Below are 19,768 nucleotides of genomic sequence, written 5' to 3'. Positions count from 1 at the left end.
TCTATTTTGGACTATTCCGGAACGGACTTTACCGTGCACTGACTTTTGAGTCGCTGCACGATGTCCCGATCGACCCACAATTCCCACTACCAGCTCTTGCTGGCTGTCCTCAAGACAGCTCGCAAGCGTGTGGGCGTGTCGCAGGTTGAATTGGCCGAACGCCTTGGAAACACGCAGACCTTCGTGTCGAAATGCGAACGTGGAGAGCGCCGTATCGATGCTGTGGAGCTGGTGGAGTTCGCGGAAGCGTTGGGCGTGCCACCTCAAGAGTTGCTCAACGAGTACCTCGATCAGCGCAGTCGCAACCAGTTCGCAAGCAGTAAGAAAACAAGAGGCCGAAGCTGACCGCACAGTGCGGCATTGCGCGTGTTGTAGCAGCGCCGGGCTTTTCCGATAAAGACATAGGGATCGCCTTGCTCCCGAACACTCTGTAGGCATTCCATCATGTAACGTTTTTCGTGACGACAGATTATCACAAGGTCACGAAACTCGTGACATGGTCACAGAGTCTGGGGCAAGTCCAAACATCGTCGGAAAGCGCATGCGCTCTCGGCGTGAGGAACTGGGCCTGTCTCAGGAAAGAGTGGGTGTGCTGATTGGCATCGATGAATCATCGAGCCGGGCAAGAATCAGCCGCTATGAGCTGGGCACACACGAGCCACCTGTGGAAACAGCAAGGCTCATTGCCAAGGCCCTGAGCGTGCCATTGGCTTATCTCTACTGCGATGAGGATGATGTGGCTGTGTGGCTCATGGAGCTGGCTACCAAATCAACGGGCCAGCGCAAGGCCCTCGTGTCTCAGTGGCGGCAGGATTTGCGTTAGGTCGCCGCCTAGCAACCTCCGGTTGGAGGCACCTGCAAGAACGACAGCTATGAGGTAGCTTGGCAGACCCTGCAGCCCGCGTTAAGGCGTGGGCTACAGAACACAATAGAGGTGGTATATGACACACAGATCGGATTACGCCGCGTTTGTCGACAATATTTTTGGAGCGGGATCCGCGACGTTCGATGTCACGAAAACCCTGTCTAACAACGTGATCGGCGCACTTGCACATCCGGATGAGTTTGCCGAATTCAAAACTAACTACGCATCCCGGCTGAGACGTATCGAAGCGGCCATTAATATTGATCCTAGCCTTCGCAAAGACGTGCTCGGCGCCGTGAATCGAGTCGCCGAGGACGAGTGGGATGGGGCGTATGCAGAGTTGTGCGCGCTAGACTACTTTCTGGCGATCCCGCAGACCGGTCCCGGCAATATCGAGTTGGATCGAACATTGCCGGCATCGGACACGCTCGCCTCCGAAATGGGCATGCAGAACGCAAACCACGACATGCGCTTGAAGACTCTGAGCGTCTCGATGGATACGAAAAATCTTTCGGATAAGACCGGTCAAATTCTCAAAGGCATCTTTGACGAGTTCCGAAAGGCCAAGGGCATCGTGCGCATGACGATTGTGCCGACTTACGATCATGATGGCGACTTCACGCCGTATGTCGTGAATCGGCCCAAACTGTTGGCAGAGCTTGTGAACGGGGTAGATGTTAAGGCCAGGACACCGCGATTAAAGAGCCAAGTCATCCTGGGTCTGTCCTACGAGTTCGCCTGGAACGCAGGGGCCTACGTCAGCACGCGCTCGTATTCGCCCGAGGAACACGCAACAAAGCATCACACGCTCCTTTTCGGCCACATTAAGAAATTCTCGCGCGTTGAGCCGACGGTGATCACCTATGTGATGTTTCCATGGGCAGGAGAAAGTGTCTTCCTAGGGCCTGGCAAGGAGGCATTCCAGACTGCATTCGGAAGGCAATTCTTCAACAACTATATCGGTTCCGTCGATCTCGCGAGCAAATTCAATAAGAAGGTCAAATCGAACATTCCAGCCGCAGACGTTACAAAGCATCTCTCCGGCGTGATCTTCTTAGATGACAAGTCCATAACCGCCGTGGACCCGTCACATATCAACGTGGATGCGAGCTTTGTTTGGAACAGGAACGCGATTCACTCGTTGATCGACCATCCGCTCGACTTCGAACTCCGACGTCGAGGAGCTGTTGACCGGTCATAGGCAACCATAAACAGTCCTTGATCAGCTTCTCGACTAAGTTAGGCCAAAGGGGGGCTCTGGCATGATAGCCCTATGAACGTTAACCGAGCGGCAGGCGATGAAGGTCAATTGCTTGCATTCATTCCTTACAGTGTACCCAGCCAGTCTCACCGCAGGCCTTCCCAGATACAAAATCCCGGGCCACTTGGAATTGGCGACTTGCATCGAATGATCAACTGAGATTATCAATTCCTGTGTTTGCGACCATCTTAATAGTCAGAGCCATTTAAATTTAAAACGAATTTTAATGCATGACGCTGTAGCGCTGCTCTACTAGTGAATACTCAGGAGCTTCGAATAGCTTCAATTCTATTGCTCAAAGAATAAAATGTCGTTGCACAATCAACAAGTCAAAGAGCTACTCGGCTACTACCTCGATCTGAAGTCCGCACCTAAATATGCCGTAATGCTGAGTGGGCCGTGGGGATCTGGAAAGACCTATTTTTTTAAAGCTTTCGCCCGAGAATATTTGAAAGAACAAAAATATATATATGTAAGTTTGTATGGGCTTGGTGCAACTTCAATGATTGACGATGAAATCTATCGTCAACTCCACCCCGTATTGAGCTCAAAGGGTATGAAGTATGTAGGGCGCTTGTTGAAGGGAAGCCTCAAGCTTGCTCTTAAGATTGAGCTTCCTGGAAATGACCAAGGGTCTGTCAACGCATCGCTTCCCCAGATCGACGTAAGCGACTTTATTAAAGACGGCCTTGGTATTATATTTGTTTTCGATGACGTGGAAAGATGCAGAATTCCGATGCCTGAGTTGCTAGGCTATGTTAATACGTTTATCGAGCACGAGGAAGCTAAAGTTATTCTCATTGCCAATGAGGCAGAAATCGAGAACGATCTATCAAAAGATAGTGACAAAAATCGTTATGACAGAATTAAAGAAAAGCTCATTGGAAAGACATTAACGATCGAACCAAATCTTGACGAAGCGCTTTCATCATTCTTTTCAGAAATGCCCCCGGCTCATCAAGAGCTGATCGGGCATCACTCGAATTTAATCAAACAGATTTATACTGAGTCTGAACTTTCAAATCTAAGGAGTCTCCGTCAAACCATCCTCGATTTTTCACGGTTTCTGATGGGACTGACAAAGAATGCGTTAAAAAATGAAGCACTCATCGGCGCTCTTCTTGAACGGTTTTTAATTTTCTCTATTGAGATTCGCGCAGGATCATTTGCACCAAACGAAATCCCAATTAGAGGAGTTGACATGTCAAGTGTGAGCAAGCGCGAGAAAAATTCAACCGAGTTAGTGTTGGCACATTTGCGTGGCAAATATGCGTCTTTATCCTCATGGGACTTAGTTATCCCAGCAGATATGTGGCAAGCCATTTTCACAACGGGGTTGTTCGACTTTATTCGCATCAATTCGGCATTAGCACGCAGTTCGTATTTGGCGTCGGCTAAAGACAGGGAGGACTGGGTAAAACTCTGGTACGGTCAAGACTTGTCCGACGAGGCGTTCGAAAAGCTGCTCGCACGAGTATATAAGGATCTCAAGGACAAGAGGTTCAAACGACTTGGAGAAGTCAGACATGTAGTTGGAATGCTTCTGCATTACGAGAGCAAGGGCTTGCTGACCGCCACGGCGGAAGAAATTCTAGCAATGGGCAAAGAACAGGTCGATCAACTTGCATTCAATCAGCAGTTGCTCAATCAGGGCAAGAATGACGGAAGCGAAATAATGATTGGGTGGCTTGGACATGGGTACCACGGAACTGATGTTTCACAATTTTCAATGTTCCACGCCTACATCAATCAGGCAAAAGAAAAGGCCAAAGTTGATGCGTTGCCCGCAGAGGGAGAGAACTTGTTAAAACTGTTGGAGGGCTCGACCCGCGAATTCGCAAGAGCCGTGATAATCACGAACAGTGGAAATTCAAAGTTCTACGACGTTCCCGTCTTCGCCACCATCGACCCCAAAGCCTTTGTCCGCACTTTGGTAAATCTTGGTCGCGAGTCATGCGATATGGTATCGGCTGTATTCGCCCAAAGATATAGAGAACCATCTCATGCAGAGGCCCTAAAGAATGAGTACAAATGGGTCAATGCTGTTCATAACCTTCTGGAGGAAGAGAAGGACCAGCGAAAAGGGAGGGTGAGTGCGCTTCGCATAGAAGGAGTGCAGGAGGCTTTCAAACTTGCGCTTGCTGCGATTGCCGCCCACGATGCAAGCCCAGCGCTCTAAGACAGGCGCCGTCGTCCAACCGAAAGCATTTCGTGACCAGTTGCACCGATCTTCAACTCTGTGGGCGCTAACATGCGCTCGGAGCGAAGCACAACGCTTTGCTATCCTCGTTTAAGGTCAGTTTCTCGACCCTCCGCGATTGGTCGTCAGCGGCCGTTCTTCTATAGGACTAGCGGGTCAGGCCCCTGACCTGCCCCCAGAAACAGCAACGCCCCAGAACTCTTTCGAGCGCTGAGGCGTATGGTGATTGGTGGCCTGGGTCGGAATCGAACCAACGACACGCGGATTTTCAATCCTCGCTTTGGTCAATTTCACGGGGTTCTGTTTTGTTGATTTTCAGCATCTAAATCAACAACTTACTCAACTCAAAGATCCTCTCAACGTTGCGCCGCGTTGATCTTTGTGCCCCTTTCTTCCAGAATTCGTCTTACATCCGCCCTTACATCGGCGTCGCAGTGAGACCGGGGAACCAATATGGCAAAGATTGCATTCACGGCGGGCCGAGTGTCCGCCTTTACCTGTCCTGCAGATAAAAAGCAGGCATTCCTTTGGGATGCCGCAACACCCGGCTTGGGGCTGCGCGTGACGCCCAAGGGCAAGCCAGCCTATATCTTCCAAGGCGAGCCCCACGGAAAAACCGTGCGGATCACCATCGGGACCCCAGCCGCTTGGTCTATCGAGCAGGCCCGCGCCAAGGCACGCGAGCATCAGCGGCAAATCGACGAGGGCCGCAACCCGGCGGAGGTCAAGCGCAGCACGCTCGCGGCTGAGGAAGCCGAACGCCAGCACCGTGCGTCGGAAGCAGAAGCTCTGCTGCAACGGCAGGCTCGCGAAGCCGTCACGGTCAGCGAAGCATGGCAGGCGTATCTGGAGGAGCGCCGCCCGCACTGGGGCGCGCGCAACTATGCCGACCACGTGAAACTGTCTCAGGCTGGTGGCGAGAAGCGAAAGCGCATGCCCGACGCCGTGACCATAGCAGGCCCGCTTGCAGAACTAATGGCGATCCGCCTGCTGGACTTAACGTCTGAGCGGGTCGAAATGTGGGCCGCAAAAGAAGCCCAAACACGCCCCGCCCGCCTACGGCTGGCATTGCGGCAGTTGAAGGCTTTCATGCGCTGGTGCGCAACTCACCCGGACTACCGTACGACCACTGACGCTGCTGCCGCCAGCAGCAAGAAGGCCCGCGAGACTGCTGGCCGCATGAAGCCCAAGAGCGATGTGCTTCAGCGGGAGCAGTTGAATGCGTGGTTTGCCCAAGTGCGCCAACTCCAGAACCCCGTGATTTCCGCCTACCTGCAATGCCTGCTGCTAACAGGCGCGCGGCGCGAGGAACTAGGCGAGCTTCGCTGGGACGACATAAACTTTCGCTGGAAGGGCATGACCTTTGGGGACAAGATCGATGGCACACGCCCGGTACCTCTCACGGCCTATGTGGAAAGCCTGATCGCTGCCCTGCCGCGTCGTAATGAATGGGTATTTAGCAGCCCAACCAGCAAAAGCGGGCGCGTCGTCGAACCCAGCATCGCGCACCGGCAAGCCTGCGCCACGGCAGGACTGGAACTGACGCTACACGGCCTGCGACGCAGTTTCGGAACACTGTCCGAGTGGCTGGAAGTCCCCGCAGGCGTAGTTGCGCAAATCCAAGGCCACAAGCCCAGTGCCACCGCCGAGAAGCACTACCGAGTCCGTCCGCTTGACCTGCTGCGTGTTCATCACCAACGGATTGAGGCATGGATGCTGGAACACGCCGGGGTCGAGTTCACGCCTGCCGCTGACAGGCCCAATCTGCGCGTGATGAACAAATGACTGGAACCGTCCCATTGGATTACAATCAAACTCATGCAAACGGTCGCCGAGCTACCTGAATTCATCCGCACGGCGGACAAGTTGTTCAGCCTTGAAGAGCGGCAAGACCTGATCAGGTATCTGTCTTCGCACCCCAAGGCGGGCGACCTGATGGAAGGTACGGGTGGCGTCCGCAAGCTGCGCTGGCGCAGGGGTGATCACGGCAAGAGCGGTGGCGTGCGAGTCATCTACTACTTCCATGACGAACACATGCCGCTCTATCTGCTGACCCTCTTTGCAAAAGGTGATCGTGCCAATCTGAGCAAGACAGAGCGCAATGAACTAGCCGACTTAACCGGCGCACTGGTCAGCATTTGGAAGGCGAAAGGACGGAAAAAATGAGCACAGCATTCGACAGCATCAAACGCGGCTTGCAGGAAGCCATTGCCCATGCCGAAGGGCATGACCGGGGCGTGCGCGTGCATCGTCCGCGCCCAGTAGACGTGAAGGCGCTACGCGCCAAGGTGGACATGACGCAAGAAGAGTTCGCGGCGAAGTTCGGATTTTCCACCGCCACGTTGCGCCACTGGGAGCGCGGCGACCGCAAACCGCACGGTGCATCGCTTGTGCTGCTCAATGTGATCGAGCGCAACCCGCGTGCGGTCATTGACGCATTGGCGGCTTGAGGGCATCACCCATGTCGGAGACAGGCCACCGGGCCAACTACGCCGATTGGCGGGAGCGTGACGCTCTCGCCATCTGGCAACTGGCGGCGCTGATGTCCGGAATCGACCCGCGCGCGCTCAGCGACGTAATTGGCTCGAATGGTGATGCTCTTGACTTGAGCGCCGAACATGAAACACTCATCGCAGGGGTTCACGCGGGCGCCATTGAATGCGGCCAGTTCGAGCACCCGCCTATCACGCTCAAGACAATTATCAAGATGGCGAGCGCCCTTGAGTGGCTTCGTCAGCACAATCACGCGCCGGTCGCTACCGAATTGGATCGGACACTACACGCACCGACGCCAGATCGCATCGTCAAGAAGGATAAGCTGATCCAACGCTACCGGACCAAGGTCTGGCCGACGATTGAAGAAGACCTCAAGCGCGCCAGAGAAAACGGCCTTAGCGTGGCTCAATCCGAAGCACATGGCCTATGGAACGAAGCGCTGGCCCTTGAGTGGGCTCGCCAGCATGACAAGCTGGCAAGTGATCACAATTCCACCAAGGTGCCACCTAGCAATCCTTGGCCTGTCCCCAGCGCTTAAAGCGCCTATATGCAATGCGGAAACTGTCCGCATTCGCCCGGAATTGCCCGGCACCCGATATCACCTCTCCCGCCATATCAGTCTGTTGACCCGGCCCATGCAGAGCCAAAGCCCGCATTAGGCCATTTCTGTCCTCTCATGAGAATGAGAAGCCACCTAAACATCCGTAAGGAAAAAAGATGGCTTACTCCCGTCCCATCCCGCAGCCGCTGGAACAGGAAACCCGCTCCGCAATTTCCACCGCTGAAGCGGCCTTTCACCTGAGCCGCTCGCAGCAAACCTTGCGTGTCTGGGCCTGTCGTGAGAATGGCCCGATCCGCCCTGTCCGCATCAATGGACGCTTGGCTTGGCCCGTGGCTTCCATCCGCGCCGCGTTGGAGGGCAAGCAATGACACGCCTCCAGTTCAATCTTGAAGACGCGAGCACCTTTCTTGCGACACTCGATCCCGATGGCGTCTACACGTTCCAGACCTTCTACGATTCGGGAGAGAAGCGCGGCGGCAGCGTGGTCTTGCACGGAACGTTTGCGGAGCATCAGAGCACCTTGATGCACCTGAACCAGCAGGGTCAGGGCGTGTTCGTGATGGTCAACAAGGGCGACGGCATCGTACATGACAACGCGAAGACGTGCCGCACTGCAGCCAACGTTGTCGGAGTACGCGCCTTGTTTGCCGATTTAGATGGTGCGCCGTTGCCTCCGGTTCTGCCATACCGCCCGCACGTTGTTGTCGAAAGCAGTCCCGGTCGCTGGCATGCGTACTGGTTGACCCACGGCCTGCCGCTGGTGCACTTTAAGCCGCTCCAGCAGCAGCTTGCCAAGAAATTCGATGCCGATACCAAGGTTTGTGATCTGCCACGCGTGATGCGCCTACCCGGCTTCTGGCATCAGAAGGGCGCACCGTTTCAAACCCGCATCCACGCACTGCTCAGCAAGGAGAACACTCATGCCTAAACCCATTGCCTCACTCATTTACCTCGCACCTTCGCCCTATCAAGAACTGATGGCAACGCTGGGGCTGAAGTTGCCAATAGCCGCGCGCTCGGCAATGAACCGTGATGCGGCGAATGATTCGACAATCCCCGAATCTAGCCGCAACAACACGCTCACCAGCCTTTCAGGTGGGATGCGTCGCAACGGCTTCAGTCAAGATGCCATCGAAGCCGCCTTGCTGAAACACAACGCCGAGCACTGTAATCCCCCACTGCCCGATGAGGAGGTAAAGGCTATCGCCGCCAGCGTGTCGCGCTACCCGCCGACCGGCACAGTTGACCCGCTCTCGATGACAGACGCTGGCAACGCTGAAGCGTTCTCAAACGCAATCCAAGACCGCGTGCGCTACGTCCATTCTCAGGGCTGGCATATCTGGAACGGCTTGAATTGGGTGCGTGACGGAGAGAGTCAGATCATGGAAATTGCCAAAGAAGCTGTGCGCAGCATGTCCACTCATTCCGCCTTTGTGCAAAACGAGGATGCACAGCGCAAATGGCTGGGACACGTCAAGATCAGCCTCCAACTCTCGCGCCTCAAGGCTATGCTGGAACTGGCCCAGTCGCATCCCGCATTGTCTGTCAGCCCCACAATGCTTAACAGTCACCCCATGCTGCTAGGTGTCGCCAATGGTGTCATTGAACTCAAAACTGGGCGCCTGCGTCTCGCTCGCAAGGAAGACCTTTTAACGACGCACAGCCCCATTCAGTTCGACCCGAACGCGAAGTGCCCAAAGTTCCATGCTTTCCTCTTGACCACCTTCAGCGGGGACAAAAAGTTGATGGCCTACATTCAGCGCGTAGTCGGCTATGCGCTTTCCGGTGAGACGAGCGAGCAGGCGTACTTCTTCCTACACGGCTCTGGAGCCAATGGTAAGAGCACGCTGCTGAACGTGATCGCGGAACTGCTCGGCCAAGGATTAGTCAAGACGATCCAGCCCGAGTCCTTGATGGCGAATCGCTCCAGCACCACCAACGACCTCGCTCGCTTGCAAGGTGCACGCGTGGTACTCAGCAACGAAACCGAATCCGGTACCCGCCTGAACGAAGCACTCGTCAAGCAGATGACCGGCGGCGAACGCATCACTGCACGCTTTCTCTACATGGAGCACTTCGAGTTCGTGCCGCAATTCAAACTGTTTGTGGCAGGCAACCACAAACCGGCTATCGTTGGTCGTGACAACGGTATCTGGCGCCGCGTAAAGACCATTCCCTTCGAAGTCAGCATCCCGCCAAATATGCGCAATCCAAAACTTGGCGAGGAACTAAAAGCCGAGTTGCCGGGCATCCTGAACTGGGCGCTCAAGGGCTATCAGGACTGGAAAAAGAATGGACTCAGCGAGCCTTCGGTGATTTCCGATGCCATTGCCGAGTACCGCAATGAGATGGACATCATTGGCCAGTGGTTAGAAAATGACTGCGTGAAAGACCCTGCTGCAGAGATCAAGGCAAGCCTAGCCTATGACCACTTCAAACTCTGGTGCGAACGGAATGGCTACAGCAAGCCAATGACCAGCGCCAATTTCTACCGTGAGTTCAAAGTGATGTTTACGCACGTGAAGCGCAACGATGGCAATTACTACCTCGGCGTGAAGTCGCGCTACCCGTAGTGCCAATGGAGGCGGTGGAGGTCTCGTGCCTAAATATTATTCAACTGGCTTTCGCCTCTCATGAATAAACAATTGACCTACGAGACTCCACCCCTTCCACCCGACCTCAGCACCACATTCCTGCGTGGCTGGCAGCCTTTGCCTCCGGTGATATCAGATAGCCGGCCCGTAGTACCCCATCATGCGCCCCATCTCCCGCAACCCCAAGATCATCGCCAGAGGGTCTTGCTTGATCCGCGCGAACTCGATGGCGTCCTGTAACTGTCCGATCACCGCTTCACGGCTGAGAGTCAATCGTTCCATATCGGCCTGCTGAATCTGCTGAAGCGCCCGCTGCACGTTAGCGTTGGTTAACAAACGGCTGGCCGTCACCTTGGCCGAACGCGGGGAATAACCCGCCCGTACAGCCGCCGCTGCGCCGTTACAGTCCACGGCGTATTCCCTGATGAAACGCAAATGCTTGCTTCGGATGTTAGGTGAGCGCGCCATGTGCGAGATCCAAAAGGTCTGTCTACACCGCATCGACGACCTGCATCACGACACCAGCCTTGTCGTGATAGCACGCTTTGCGAACGAACGCTCCCCCGAGATCAGCAAACAGATCAATTCGAAATCCCGTGTCGGTTCTCATGAACCCCCAATCCCGCCTCCCTGTGGGTTGAGCGGGCCAGTCGAGAACTTTGGCCGGAACGACGCTTCTCTCTACTGCGGTCTTGCAGGCAACTAAAGCAAGTTCACGGAAGACCTGCTCCGGTTCCGATGCTTTCTGCTGCGCCAAAGCGGCGCGATCCGCTTTGCGCTGATAAAGGGCGTCCACCGCGTAGGCGCCACCGACTAGAGTAGCCACGCAGCCGATTAGCAAGAGAATTTTTTGTTTCACAATTGACTTCATATGTCTTACTAGACATATTAGATTCTGGCTGATACGTGCGCTGAGCACAACCATATGTGTTGTTCAATAACTCAACAGATATGGTCAAGAAGAAGCATTCGGGCAAGCCGTTAGCCGAGCGGCTTGGCACCCAGATTGCCGCATTGCGCAAGTCGAAGGAGTGGACTCAGGCCGAATTGGCTGAGCGCCTCGGGGTGGAACCCGAAACGATCAGCCGGTTTGAGCGCGGTGCGACCGTGCCCTCGCTTCAAACGCTGGAGAAGATCAGCCATACACTGCGGGTTGGCATAGGTGAATTGCTGACTGAATCCTCAGTGCAGCCTGACGATCAGGCATCGAAGCTGGCTGCGTGGCTGGCAGAACTGGACGAGCCACATCGGGCCTTTGTAGTCGACTTGGTCAAACGCACCTGCGACCACCTCCGCAGTGCATAGAAACTCCAAGCAAGTCTGCTTCTAGCATCACCCTCGGGCCGGTTTGAAAGACAGGGGGCAGTTCGGTTCGGTTTTCAGCGCGCCTAAAAAGGAGTCTCTTGGGCCCTCGCCCGACATTGATGAACAAGAAACGCGCTCCGCGCGTATGCCCTAGGTCTTGTGCGCAATCTCGCGCTGACCTTCGGAGCCATCGTCATGATTCTTTCGGGCATCTTCATCTTCTTCGGCCTCGCCCTGCTGTTCGTCAAACTGCCGTCCCATTGGCAACTGCGCCTGCTAGGACACCCCCTGCTGGTTGACCTTGCAGTCGCGATATTCACGCTTGCGGTGCATTGGGGCACCTTCACAGGCATCATGGCCGCCACCGTTGCAGGACTGCTGACCAGCGCCGCAACCGGCCTCGCACGTCGCGCCTGCGGTTTCACACGGGGCGCCGAATATGTCCCCGGTTGGTTCACCTGAAGCGTTGATTCCGGGAACCGTCTTACATCCGCCCTTACATCGGAGTACAAATAAAAAAGCCTGCTACGAATTTCGTAGCAGGCTTTTCTTTGTTTACTTGGTGGCCTGGGTCGGAATCGAACCAACGACACGCGGATTTTCAATCCGCTGCTCTACCAACTGAGCTACCGGGCCAAGAGGGCTATTCTAGCATCAACTTTCGGCGTTTTCTTCTACCGCCGACCTGAAACTCAAAACGCGCTCGGATAGCTTCCTACGCAATGCGAGGGAAGCGCCGTTTTTTTGCCTTCAATTGGAGGCAATGCTCCCGCGGCGGCCTCTGGAGAGGTCTACGCCGAGTTGCTTGAGCTTGCGGTAGAGATGCGTGCGCTCCAGGCCGGTTTTTTCGGCCACGCGCGTCATGGAGCCACCCTCTTTTGCAAGGTGGAACTCGAAGTACGCTTTCTCGAATGCATCGCGTGCGTCACGCAGCGGTTTGTCCAGCTCGAAGACCTGCTGGCCTTGCGGAGTCAGATCTACTGCGCTTGGCAGTGAGTGGCCTCCCATCATCGCAGCCTCTACGGTCAGCTCAGGAGCGCCTATAGCCGGAGCTGAAACCTCCAGGCCCTCCAGCGCAGGTTTACGCGCGGCGTTCTCCCGGACCAGCGCTTGTTCGACGGCCTTCAAAAGCTTTTGCAGCGTAATGGGCTTTTCAAGGAAGGACTGCGCGCCGATGCGCGTAGCCTCTACCGCTGTGTCGATGGTGGCATGGCCACTCATCATGATGACGGGCATGGTCAACTGACCCGTGCCACGCCATTCCTTGAGCAAGGTGACGCCATCCGTGTCTGGCATCCAGATATCCAGCAGAACGAGATCAGGCCGAGCGCGCTGGCGCGCGCTGCGCGCCTGGGCTGCGTTTTCAGCTAGTTCGACGGTATGACCTTCGTCATTGAGAATCTCAGACAAGAGATCCCGAATACCGAGCTCATCGTCCACCACCAGAATGTTGGCCATGTGAAGTGAAATTTCCTCTATCTATACGTCAGACGACCAGGGGGTCGCTGACAGGTGCTGGAGCGAATGATAACGATACTTGCGCACCAACTATCTGGCCATCTACAACTCGGTTCGATACATCAAGCCTCGCACCGTGTTCTTCAGCGATTTTTTTGACCACCGGCAAGCCCAGACCTGTTCCTTTTGCCTTGGTGGTTACGTAGGGTTCGAAGGCTCGTTTCAAGATGGCATCAGGAAAACCATGGCCATGATCGAGAACGCTCAATCGAACCCGTTGTGCTGAGGCGCTCCATTGCGTTCGGATGACCACACCGCCATCTCGCCCGACCTGGTGCTCCATTGCATCCAACGCGTTCTGCACCAGATTATGGATGACCTGACGCAGCTGCTGGGCGTCACCGAGTATGAGGGGGCAAAGGGGGTCACACTCGAAACGCAAAGCAGCCGACTTGTCTGACCAGCCATCGTCGCCGCCAGTGCCGTAAAGATGCAGCACATCATTGACCAATTCGTTCAGATCAATGGGTTGAAGAACAGCCGCAGGCAAACGCGCGTAGTCACGAAACTCGTTCACGAGCCGCTTCATCGCGTCAACTTGATCAACGATGGTCTTCACCGATTTGATCAGAAGCGCTTGCTCCGCCCCTGCGAGCTTGCTCGCCAGCTTGAATTCAAGCCGCTCGGCCGATAACTGGATAGGCGTGAGTGGGTTCTTGATTTCATGGGCCAGGCGCCTGGCCACTTCTCCCCAAGCCTGCGCACGCTGAGCTGAGACGATCTCGGAGATATCGTCGAACACCAGCAAGCGCAGGCCGCCAGGCAGAGCCGCCCCGCGGGCTACCAGCGTCACGGTATCGGAGCTCATGCCGCCTGCGTTGCCATACAGCTCGAATGACTTCTGCCAATGATCAAGGCCATGCTCGGCACGCTCTCCCTCGAACTCCCGGAACTGGGCCTGCACATCGGCGGCAAAGCTTTCCAGACCTGACAACTCACCCAGGAACTTGCCTTCACTGGCAGCAAGCGGAGCCCGCAAAACTCGTGTAGCCCCAGGGTTGGAGGACTGGATGGTGCCCTCTTTATCCAGCACGATGACGCCTGAGGTGAGGTTGTCGAGTATGGTTTGCAGGTTGGCCCTGGCAGCTTCCACCTCGCGCATGCTGGAATCGACCGCGGTGCGGGCATCAGCCAGTTGCTGCGTCATGTTGGCGAACGATCTGGTGAGCCCCACCAGCTCGTCCCGGCCTTGCAGCACTACCTTAGGCGTGAAGTCGCCTGCGGCAACCTGGCGCACGCCGTCCGCAATCATCAGCAGCGGAGTGGCCAGCTGTTTGCCAAACAGCACTGCGAGCAAAACGGCGCCAAATACGGCCAGGAACAAACTCAAGGTAAGGGTGGCGATGTACATGCGCCGCAGCCCGTCGCGGCCTAGAGCGCGCTCCTGGTATTCACGGTTGGCCTGCTGTACGGCCAGAGCATTGCTCACAAGCGCCACGGGCAGCGGTTGCACGGCTTGCAGATAGCGCTGCTCATCTAGCAGCCCCACCGAGCGTGCGTTGATGATGGTCACGGCTTTGATACGTGCGGTGATGGCGGGAGCGTTCAAGCCACTCGCAGCCGCTTCGTCAATCCCTTCGATCTGGGTGGCCACGCCTTGCGTTCGCGCTTGGCGCAGCAGCTGGGGAGAGGGGCGATCCGGGTTGAGCTCAAAACGCGACGCCCCGGTGCTGGCGATCAAGCGGCCCGATGAGTTCCACAATGTGGCGTCAGTGGCACCCAGTTGGGCGCGCAGTTGCTCCAGCGGCACGGCAGCCAACGCATCTGGCGTGTTTCCCAGCGCGGCAGACGCTGAGCGCAGTTGATTGCCAAAATCCCGGGCCTGAGTGTCAAGAGAGGTGCGCGCGAGATTAAGGCCCGCATCCAGGGCGCCTTCTACTTTGACGTCGAACCAGGACTCTATGGAGCGCGAAACGAACTGATAGGACACCACGTAGATGAACATCCCTGGGAGGACCCCCACCAGCGCGAAGATGGCTGCCAGCTTGATGAGCAGCCGGCTGCCGAACTTGCGGCGTCGCAATCGGGAAATGAGCCGGTAGATGCCCCATACGATCACCAAGGCCAGCAGGGCCGCCACCACCATGTTCACGACGAACAACTTGGCGTAGTAGCGCTCGTACAGCAGCCGGTTGTTGGTAGCCTGCACAAGCAGGAACACCAGGGTCAGCCCAATGCCGATGATGGCAACCACTGCAAGATACAGTGACCAGCGGGCTAGCTTTTTCCCCGGGCGCTGGCTCTGAGAATCCATGACAGGTTCCTCTCGTACCGGCCTGCTCACTTGCCAGTCTCCGGAGGCAGATCAATACGGCGCTCTATGGACAAGGTCCAATCAGATTGGCCCAGGTTGCCCAGCTGAATGGTGCGGGGTAGTTGCGAGGCATCCAGGTGAAAGCGAAACCGCAGCAAATACCGCGCATCTGCGTCCAACTCGGAGGCATCAGCCACCTTCCATTGCGATATCCGCTGCACCACGGCAAGCGTCTCGGCCAAGGAATCATAGTATTGGCCGAAATTCACGCCAAGTCCGGCGTTGGATAGCGGCTCTGACGAACTGCTGAACCGCCACCTGCGCGTGAGCGGCTGATACGACACCCGCATGTAACGCCGGGCGGAAGCCACCTGGGCATCAGACCAATACCAGCGTTCGCGCACCACATCTGCTTCAGCGATGAAATAGACCGGGATGCCTTTTCCCAAGGCCTCTTCAACCGCCCCTGACAAGTCGAATTTGAGCTGCGCAGACAAATACAGGCCATCTTGCGCCCGCTCGCCACGCAATTCCGTCAAGGCGACGGAGGTTTGCGCGCGCGCGACTGAGCCCACCGCCAAGACCAAGGCGAGCAAAATGATGATGCGGCCAAGGCAGCCCCGTCTCCAGCCTGATAGGAGATGAATCGTTGTCACAACCCACATTGTCGCCAAGGGCACGGGAATCGATTCCCGCTAGGGGTAATAAATGCCCCCGCCGCTGCACAAGGACTGTGCAGTGTTGTGTGCAACAAACGCCTTGAGCGGCATTCGCGGTTGGTTAGCAGCCTTTCATGCAACGCACGCCAGGCACCATGTTTTCCTTGTTTTTAGCAGCTTTGAAGCTTTGCAGGTTCGGCATGCGCACCTTGGGCAGGGTTTGGGCGTTCATGACCGCATCATCCGGCACGAGCTTGTTTGCATTCAGGAGCATCGCAGTTAAGGCATAGACCTCGTCAGGCTTGAGCGACTGTGGCTTGTCCCAGGGCATGGCCCGATTGATGTAGTCAAAGAGCGTGCTGGCATAGGGCCAGAAGCTACCAATGGTGCGTACGGGCTTGGGCGTCGCCAGGGTTCCCTCGCCGCCCACCAAGGCTGCAGCGGAGGCTCCCTTGCCGTTCTCGCCGTGGCAGGCCAGGCATAACTGGGTGTAGAGGGCTTTACCCTGCTCTACGGTGCCCGAGCCTGGAGGCAGCCCGGAGCCATCAGGGCTGGCGTCTATATCCCAGCCGGCAATTTGATCCTGCGTGGCGGGTTTGCCGAAGCCATAGTGTGTTTGCGCTAACGCAGCGCCTGAAGCGGCAGACATGAGCGCAATGGCCCCGATAGCCACCCAACGAGACAGACGATCATGCGTGGACATTGGACACCTCACCAGATTCTGAAACCTTCCAGCTTTGGATGGCGTTGTAGTGGTAGATGTGGTTGGCACCACGCCTTTCGACGAGTTTTTTTCGTATGGGCTGCACGTTGCCAGCTTCGTCTATGGCTCGGCTTTGGATGATGGTGGGGCTGCCGTCCCATTGCCATGGGAATCTAAAGCGGGTCAGGGCCTTGCTGAGAACGGGCTCTTGCAAGGTGGCCTGCCGCCAAGTGCGGCCACCATCGACGGAAATATCCACGGCCTTGATGCGGCCATAGCCTGTCCAGGCGACACCGGTGATTTCATGGAAGCCTTTGGCTATTTTTTGGCCACCGGAGGGCGCCAGAATGACCGACTTCACATCCATGATGAAGGTGAACTCGAAGGAGCTCCCATCTGGCTGAAGATCGGTGTATTTGGAAGTCTCCTCGCGCGTATAGAAGGGCTTCTCGCCGATCTTCAGACGCCGAAGCCATTTGATGCTCATATTGCCCTCAATGCCGGGCAAAAGAAGACGAAGCGGGTATCCCTGTTCGGGCCGAAGTTTTTCGCCGTTTTGGGCATACGCCAGAATGCCTTCTCTCATCGCGAGATCCATGGGGATGCTGCGCGTCATGGCCGCCGCATCTGCGCCTTCGGCCAGGATCCACTTGGCTTTTTTATCCACGCCCACTTCAGCCAGAATGGTGGAGAGCTTGACGCCGGTCCACTCTACGCAGCTCAGCAGGCCGTGAATTTCCTGTGCTGTTTTGCCTGCAAGGCCGGGGTACTGGGAAGAGCTGTTCCCGGAGCATTCCAGGAAATGGACCTTGCTCACTGAGGGAAAGCGAACCAGATCTGACATGCTCAGAACGCGCGGGCGTTCCACGAGCCCATGAACCATGAGGCGGTGCTGATCTGGATTGATCGTCGGCACGCCTGAATGGTGACGCTCGAAGAACAGGCCGTTCGGAGTGATGATTCCGTGCAACGACTGCAGCGGGGTACGAGAACCCGTTGGGAAGGGGTTATTCCCAGCCGGAAGCACGCGAACCACAGCTTTCTCGAAAGCTGAAGGCAATCCGTAGGGGGGATTCAGGAATGGCCCACCCGGCGTCTTCATCGACTCCGGGATCGCAGGCGGCATACCTGCGGCTTCCTGGGCATGTGCCGCAGTTCCGAGCGCGATCGAGGCGGCGGGAATCGCCGCTGACCTCCGCAAAATCGTCCTACGCGAGAGCAAAGAATGATCTTCCAAGGCTTACCTCCAAACACGGGTGGGTTCCGGGAGAGCTGAGTACTAGAGTTTCTAGACAGCTGGCTTTTACTTATTGGTAACGACCGACAAGCTAGGCTAACACAAGAAGTCAATCTTGTTGACTAATTAAATGAGCGCTCTCGTACTCGTTTTCACCAGGGTCGTTTCTGGAAGGTTCTTAGAATGTGTTCATCGTCTTTTTGGGATCCCCGTGCGCGTGCGTTCTCTAGCTCGTGCGCCCCAGAGTTAAATTTCAGCACCCCGGCCCGGCGTGGGCTGGATTGACCGAATGGCGAGTGAGTCGAAAATTTTTCGTTTGGAGATTGTGAGTGCCGAAGCTTCCCCCCACTGTCGGCCATTTCAGCAGCGTGCCCTGGATTCCCTACTACACCTCGCCTGAGGTCTGGCCCGTCTCTCTGCTGCCCTGCGAATCAAGCGAAGTTCGACAATTGGCCACTCGGGGCCAAGTGGACATTACGCCCATGGCTGTCGCCGACTGGTTCGAGTTGGGCGATACCTGGCATCGCCTGGGGAGCTGGGGCATCTCCTTCCGCGGTAAGGCCGACAGCGTGTGCCTGTTTTCGCCGCGGCCCATCGAGGATCTCCATTTGGCGGAGATTGCCATCTCCAAGCAGACCACCTCCGCTGTTCGTATCCTCCAAGCCCTGCTCAAAGGCAAATACGGTCTCGGGATTGGCCCTTGGCGGTGCAATGTCAATGTCGAAGATACGACAACGCCTCGCCTGCTCATTCAGAACGAAGCCGTGGAGGAGCTTGGCCGAAAGCGATTCGCATACGTCTACGACCTTGGCCGTGAATGGCACGACTGGCAGAGTACCCCGGTGGTGCCGGCGGTGTGGGTTTATCGGGCCGGCACAGACCCTTCCAAGCTTGAGCTGGTGCAGCAACTGCTCGCCGATTCGGTGGCCCGGTACCGATCCGATCCCATGGCAGCGGTCTCAGCTCATCGAATGGCTTATGAGTGGGCCCCAAGCGTCGAGGAAGTCGTGGCGTTGCATGGCAACTTCGACTACGACTTAAGCGACGGGGACTTCACCCGCGGCATTGAACGTATGCGGGCGCTGCTGCCGAGACAGGTTGAGGGCTTTGAGATCGCGCAACGGCAGGCGCGATGCACTGAAGCTTGACGACCTCGGGGGTGACCCAAGCGAGCTAGCTCTCAAGCCGGCGGGGCGAGATGATCAATCAGGCCAGCAGGCCGAAAGCCAAATAGCTTGGCCAGAAACATCGCGGGGAACTGGCCAATAGCGCTGTTATAGGCTGTGACTGCACCGTTGAAAGCGTCTTGCAGCGGCAGCGCTTGATGCAAGAGGGTTGTCCAACGCGCGTCCAGACGCTGCGCAGAAGGCTCCGCATCGAGCGCCACGGCATCACGCATGGCACTCTTCCACGCACCTGCCAGGGTGTCGTGAGCCATGGCCAGGCTGGCCGTCGCCGCGCCATCGATAGGATGGGCCCGCACTTGCGCCAGTGCGACGGAAAACTGTTCGCTGGCAGCCGACAAGCGACTCCAGGTGGCATCTGCCTCGTCCTGCAGGGCTCCGGATACCGTGGTCATGCCGCCCCGCATGGAAACAGGCAGACACCCTTGTACCCAGACCACCTGCCGAATCAGCAACTCATCCAATGCGGCGAATGACTTGCGCACGGCGGCACGCAACCGCACCAGACGGTTGTAGGCACCCACCGCCCAGAAGAAAAAGACGGCGCATGCGAGCCAGAAAATCACGTAGGAACTCGACATAGTCCGGGGAGGAGTAAAACCAGATTGAGCTTAATTGATAAAGACTATTCGTGCCGGGATTGCAGTTGATGCGGCGAAGGGTTGCGCAAGGCTTCGACAGGCTCAGCCCGAACGGCTTTTATGCTTGACCGAAACCATGAAAGCTCAGCTCGAACGGTTTTTATGCTTGACCGAAACCATAGAACCTCAGCCCGAACGGTGTTTGGAGATTGAGTGGGCCCTGCTTGAACAGGAAGGGTACGCCAGCCGCGCTCAGCCCGAATAGTGTTGGAAATTGAGTGAACCATAAAAAACGCCTGCCGCGCTGCGTAAGCAGCGTGGCAGGCGTCATTCTCACACGACTGTTCGG

Annotated in this window: 22 protein-coding genes and 1 tRNA gene; 14 read left to right on the top strand and 9 right to left on the bottom strand. The window is 56.5% G+C overall.

All coding sequences use genetic code 11. The features are described 5' to 3' along the window. Positions 1 to 60 precede the first annotated feature (60 nt). The 11 genes from G518_RS0106005 to G518_RS34055 all read left to right on the top strand — a co-directional run bounded on the left by G518_RS0106005 (position 61) and on the right by G518_RS34055 (position 9,957). A complete protein-coding gene (locus tag G518_RS0106005) occupies positions 61 to 345 on the top strand; it encodes a helix-turn-helix domain-containing protein (RefSeq protein ID WP_028601760.1) in 285 nt (94 codons plus the stop codon). A 151-nt stretch (positions 346 to 496) separates the two neighbouring features. Continuing rightward, the gene (locus G518_RS0106000; RefSeq protein ID WP_028601759.1) at positions 497 to 823 is read left to right on the top strand and encodes a helix-turn-helix domain-containing protein; all 327 of its coding nucleotides are present in this window, start codon (positions 497 to 499) and stop codon (positions 821 to 823) included. A gap of 118 nt (positions 824 to 941) precedes the next feature. After that, a complete protein-coding gene (locus tag G518_RS0105995) occupies positions 942 to 2,066 on the top strand; it encodes a hypothetical protein (RefSeq protein ID WP_028601758.1) in 1,125 nt (374 codons plus the stop codon). A gap of 367 nt (positions 2,067 to 2,433) precedes the next feature. Further along, positions 2,434 to 4,305, top strand: a complete 1,872-nt coding sequence (locus G518_RS38300; protein WP_051236104.1) for a P-loop NTPase fold protein — start codon at positions 2,434 to 2,436, stop codon at positions 4,303 to 4,305. Positions 4,306 to 4,779: 474 nt separating this feature from the next. After that, the gene (locus G518_RS0105985; RefSeq protein ID WP_028601757.1) at positions 4,780 to 6,111 is read left to right on the top strand and encodes a tyrosine-type recombinase/integrase; all 1,332 of its coding nucleotides are present in this window, start codon (positions 4,780 to 4,782) and stop codon (positions 6,109 to 6,111) included. Between the two features lie 33 nt (positions 6,112 to 6,144). Then, the gene (locus G518_RS0105980) at positions 6,145 to 6,492 is read left to right on the top strand and encodes a type II toxin-antitoxin system RelE/ParE family toxin (RefSeq protein ID WP_028601756.1); all 348 of its coding nucleotides are present in this window, start codon (positions 6,145 to 6,147) and stop codon (positions 6,490 to 6,492) included. After that, positions 6,489 to 6,776 carry a helix-turn-helix domain-containing protein gene (locus tag G518_RS0105975; protein WP_028601755.1) on the top strand — a complete coding sequence of 96 codons (288 nt, stop codon included), beginning with the start codon at positions 6,489 to 6,491 and terminating at the stop codon, positions 6,774 to 6,776. The genes G518_RS0105980 and G518_RS0105975 overlap by 4 nt, the downstream gene beginning before the upstream one ends. An 11-nt stretch (positions 6,777 to 6,787) precedes the next feature. Further along, positions 6,788 to 7,360 carry a hypothetical protein gene (locus G518_RS0105970; RefSeq protein ID WP_028601754.1) on the top strand — a complete coding sequence of 191 codons (573 nt, stop codon included), beginning with the start codon at positions 6,788 to 6,790 and terminating at the stop codon, positions 7,358 to 7,360. A 179-nt stretch (positions 7,361 to 7,539) separates the two neighbouring features. Further along, complete coding sequence (locus tag G518_RS0105965) at positions 7,540 to 7,752, top strand: hypothetical protein (RefSeq protein WP_028601753.1); 213 nt, start codon at positions 7,540 to 7,542, stop codon at positions 7,750 to 7,752. Continuing rightward, positions 7,749 to 8,312 carry a DNA-primase RepB domain-containing protein gene (locus G518_RS0105960; RefSeq protein WP_028601752.1) on the top strand — a complete coding sequence of 188 codons (564 nt, stop codon included), beginning with the start codon at positions 7,749 to 7,751 and terminating at the stop codon, positions 8,310 to 8,312. The genes G518_RS0105965 and G518_RS0105960 overlap by 4 nt, the downstream gene beginning before the upstream one ends. Next, entirely contained in the window at positions 8,305 to 9,957 is a 1,653-nt protein-coding gene (locus G518_RS34055) for a phage/plasmid primase, P4 family (protein ID WP_051236102.1), read from the top strand. The genes G518_RS0105960 and G518_RS34055 overlap by 8 nt, the downstream gene beginning before the upstream one ends. 153 nt (positions 9,958 to 10,110) lie before the next feature. Here G518_RS34055 and G518_RS38295 read toward each other — a convergent pair whose 3' ends face one another. Both G518_RS38295 and G518_RS0105945 read right to left on the bottom strand, forming a co-directional pair. Further along, the gene (locus G518_RS38295) at positions 10,111 to 10,446 is read right to left on the bottom strand and encodes a terminase small subunit (RefSeq protein ID WP_169457902.1); all 336 of its coding nucleotides are present in this window, start codon (positions 10,444 to 10,446) and stop codon (positions 10,111 to 10,113) included. 22 nt (positions 10,447 to 10,468) lie between these two features. Then, entirely contained in the window at positions 10,469 to 10,837 is a 369-nt protein-coding gene (locus G518_RS0105945; protein ID WP_156909295.1) for a hypothetical protein, read from the bottom strand. Positions 10,838 to 10,929: 92 nt separating this feature from the next. Here G518_RS0105945 and G518_RS0105940 point away from each other — a divergent pair, with 92 nt between their 5' ends. After that, a complete protein-coding gene (locus G518_RS0105940) occupies positions 10,930 to 11,283 on the top strand; it encodes a helix-turn-helix domain-containing protein (protein ID WP_028601749.1) in 354 nt (117 codons plus the stop codon). A 159-nt stretch (positions 11,284 to 11,442) separates the two neighbouring features. Further along, on the top strand, positions 11,443 to 11,745 hold the full coding sequence (locus tag G518_RS0105935) for a hypothetical protein (RefSeq protein ID WP_084651508.1): 303 nt from the start codon (positions 11,443 to 11,445) through the stop codon (positions 11,743 to 11,745). Between the two features lie 98 nt (positions 11,746 to 11,843). Here G518_RS0105935 and G518_RS0105930 read toward each other — a convergent pair. The 6 genes from G518_RS0105930 to soxC all read right to left on the bottom strand — a co-directional run bounded on the left by G518_RS0105930 (position 11,844) and on the right by soxC (position 17,654). Further along, positions 11,844 to 11,919: transfer RNA gene (locus G518_RS0105930), tRNA-Phe, on the bottom strand. A gap of 114 nt (positions 11,920 to 12,033) precedes the next feature. Continuing rightward, on the bottom strand, positions 12,034 to 12,741 hold the full coding sequence (locus tag G518_RS0105925) for a response regulator (protein ID WP_028601747.1): 708 nt from the start codon (positions 12,739 to 12,741) through the stop codon (positions 12,034 to 12,036). A 28-nt stretch (positions 12,742 to 12,769) separates the two neighbouring features. After that, positions 12,770 to 15,055 (bottom strand): sensor histidine kinase, encoded by a 2,286-nt coding sequence (locus tag G518_RS0105920; protein WP_028601746.1) that lies wholly within the window; start codon positions 15,053 to 15,055, stop codon positions 12,770 to 12,772. A gap of 26 nt (positions 15,056 to 15,081) precedes the next feature. Then, on the bottom strand, positions 15,082 to 15,711 hold the full coding sequence (locus G518_RS0105915; protein ID WP_245597910.1) for a DUF4390 domain-containing protein: 630 nt from the start codon (positions 15,709 to 15,711) through the stop codon (positions 15,082 to 15,084). Between the two features lie 124 nt (positions 15,712 to 15,835). Beyond that, positions 15,836 to 16,417 carry a c-type cytochrome gene (locus G518_RS34045; RefSeq protein WP_084651506.1) on the bottom strand — a complete coding sequence of 194 codons (582 nt, stop codon included), beginning with the start codon at positions 16,415 to 16,417 and terminating at the stop codon, positions 15,836 to 15,838. Beyond that, a complete protein-coding gene (gene soxC, locus G518_RS34040; protein ID WP_036593766.1) occupies positions 16,404 to 17,654 on the bottom strand; it encodes a sulfite dehydrogenase in 1,251 nt (416 codons plus the stop codon). The genes G518_RS34045 and soxC overlap by 14 nt, the downstream gene beginning before the upstream one ends. Before the next feature lie 329 nt (positions 17,655 to 17,983). Between soxC and G518_RS0105900 the strand changes: the two genes are divergently transcribed. Next, positions 17,984 to 18,802, top strand: coding sequence for an MqnA/MqnD/SBP family protein (locus tag G518_RS0105900; protein ID WP_028601744.1), 819 nt, complete (start codon positions 17,984 to 17,986; stop codon positions 18,800 to 18,802). Between the two features lie 32 nt (positions 18,803 to 18,834). Here G518_RS0105900 and G518_RS0105895 read toward each other — a convergent pair whose 3' ends face one another. Next, the gene (locus G518_RS0105895; RefSeq protein ID WP_028601743.1) at positions 18,835 to 19,419 is read right to left on the bottom strand and encodes a LemA family protein; all 585 of its coding nucleotides are present in this window, start codon (positions 19,417 to 19,419) and stop codon (positions 18,835 to 18,837) included. Positions 19,420 to 19,768: the final 349 nt, after the last annotated feature.

Origin of the sequence: Ottowia thiooxydans DSM 14619 (genome assembly GCF_000422885.1) — a bacterium.
Taxonomy (GTDB): Bacteria; Pseudomonadota; Gammaproteobacteria; order Burkholderiales; family Burkholderiaceae_C; genus Ottowia; species Ottowia thiooxydans.
The sequence above is the reverse complement of the archived record's forward strand: the minus strand, read 5'-3'. Positions and strand labels throughout refer to the sequence as shown.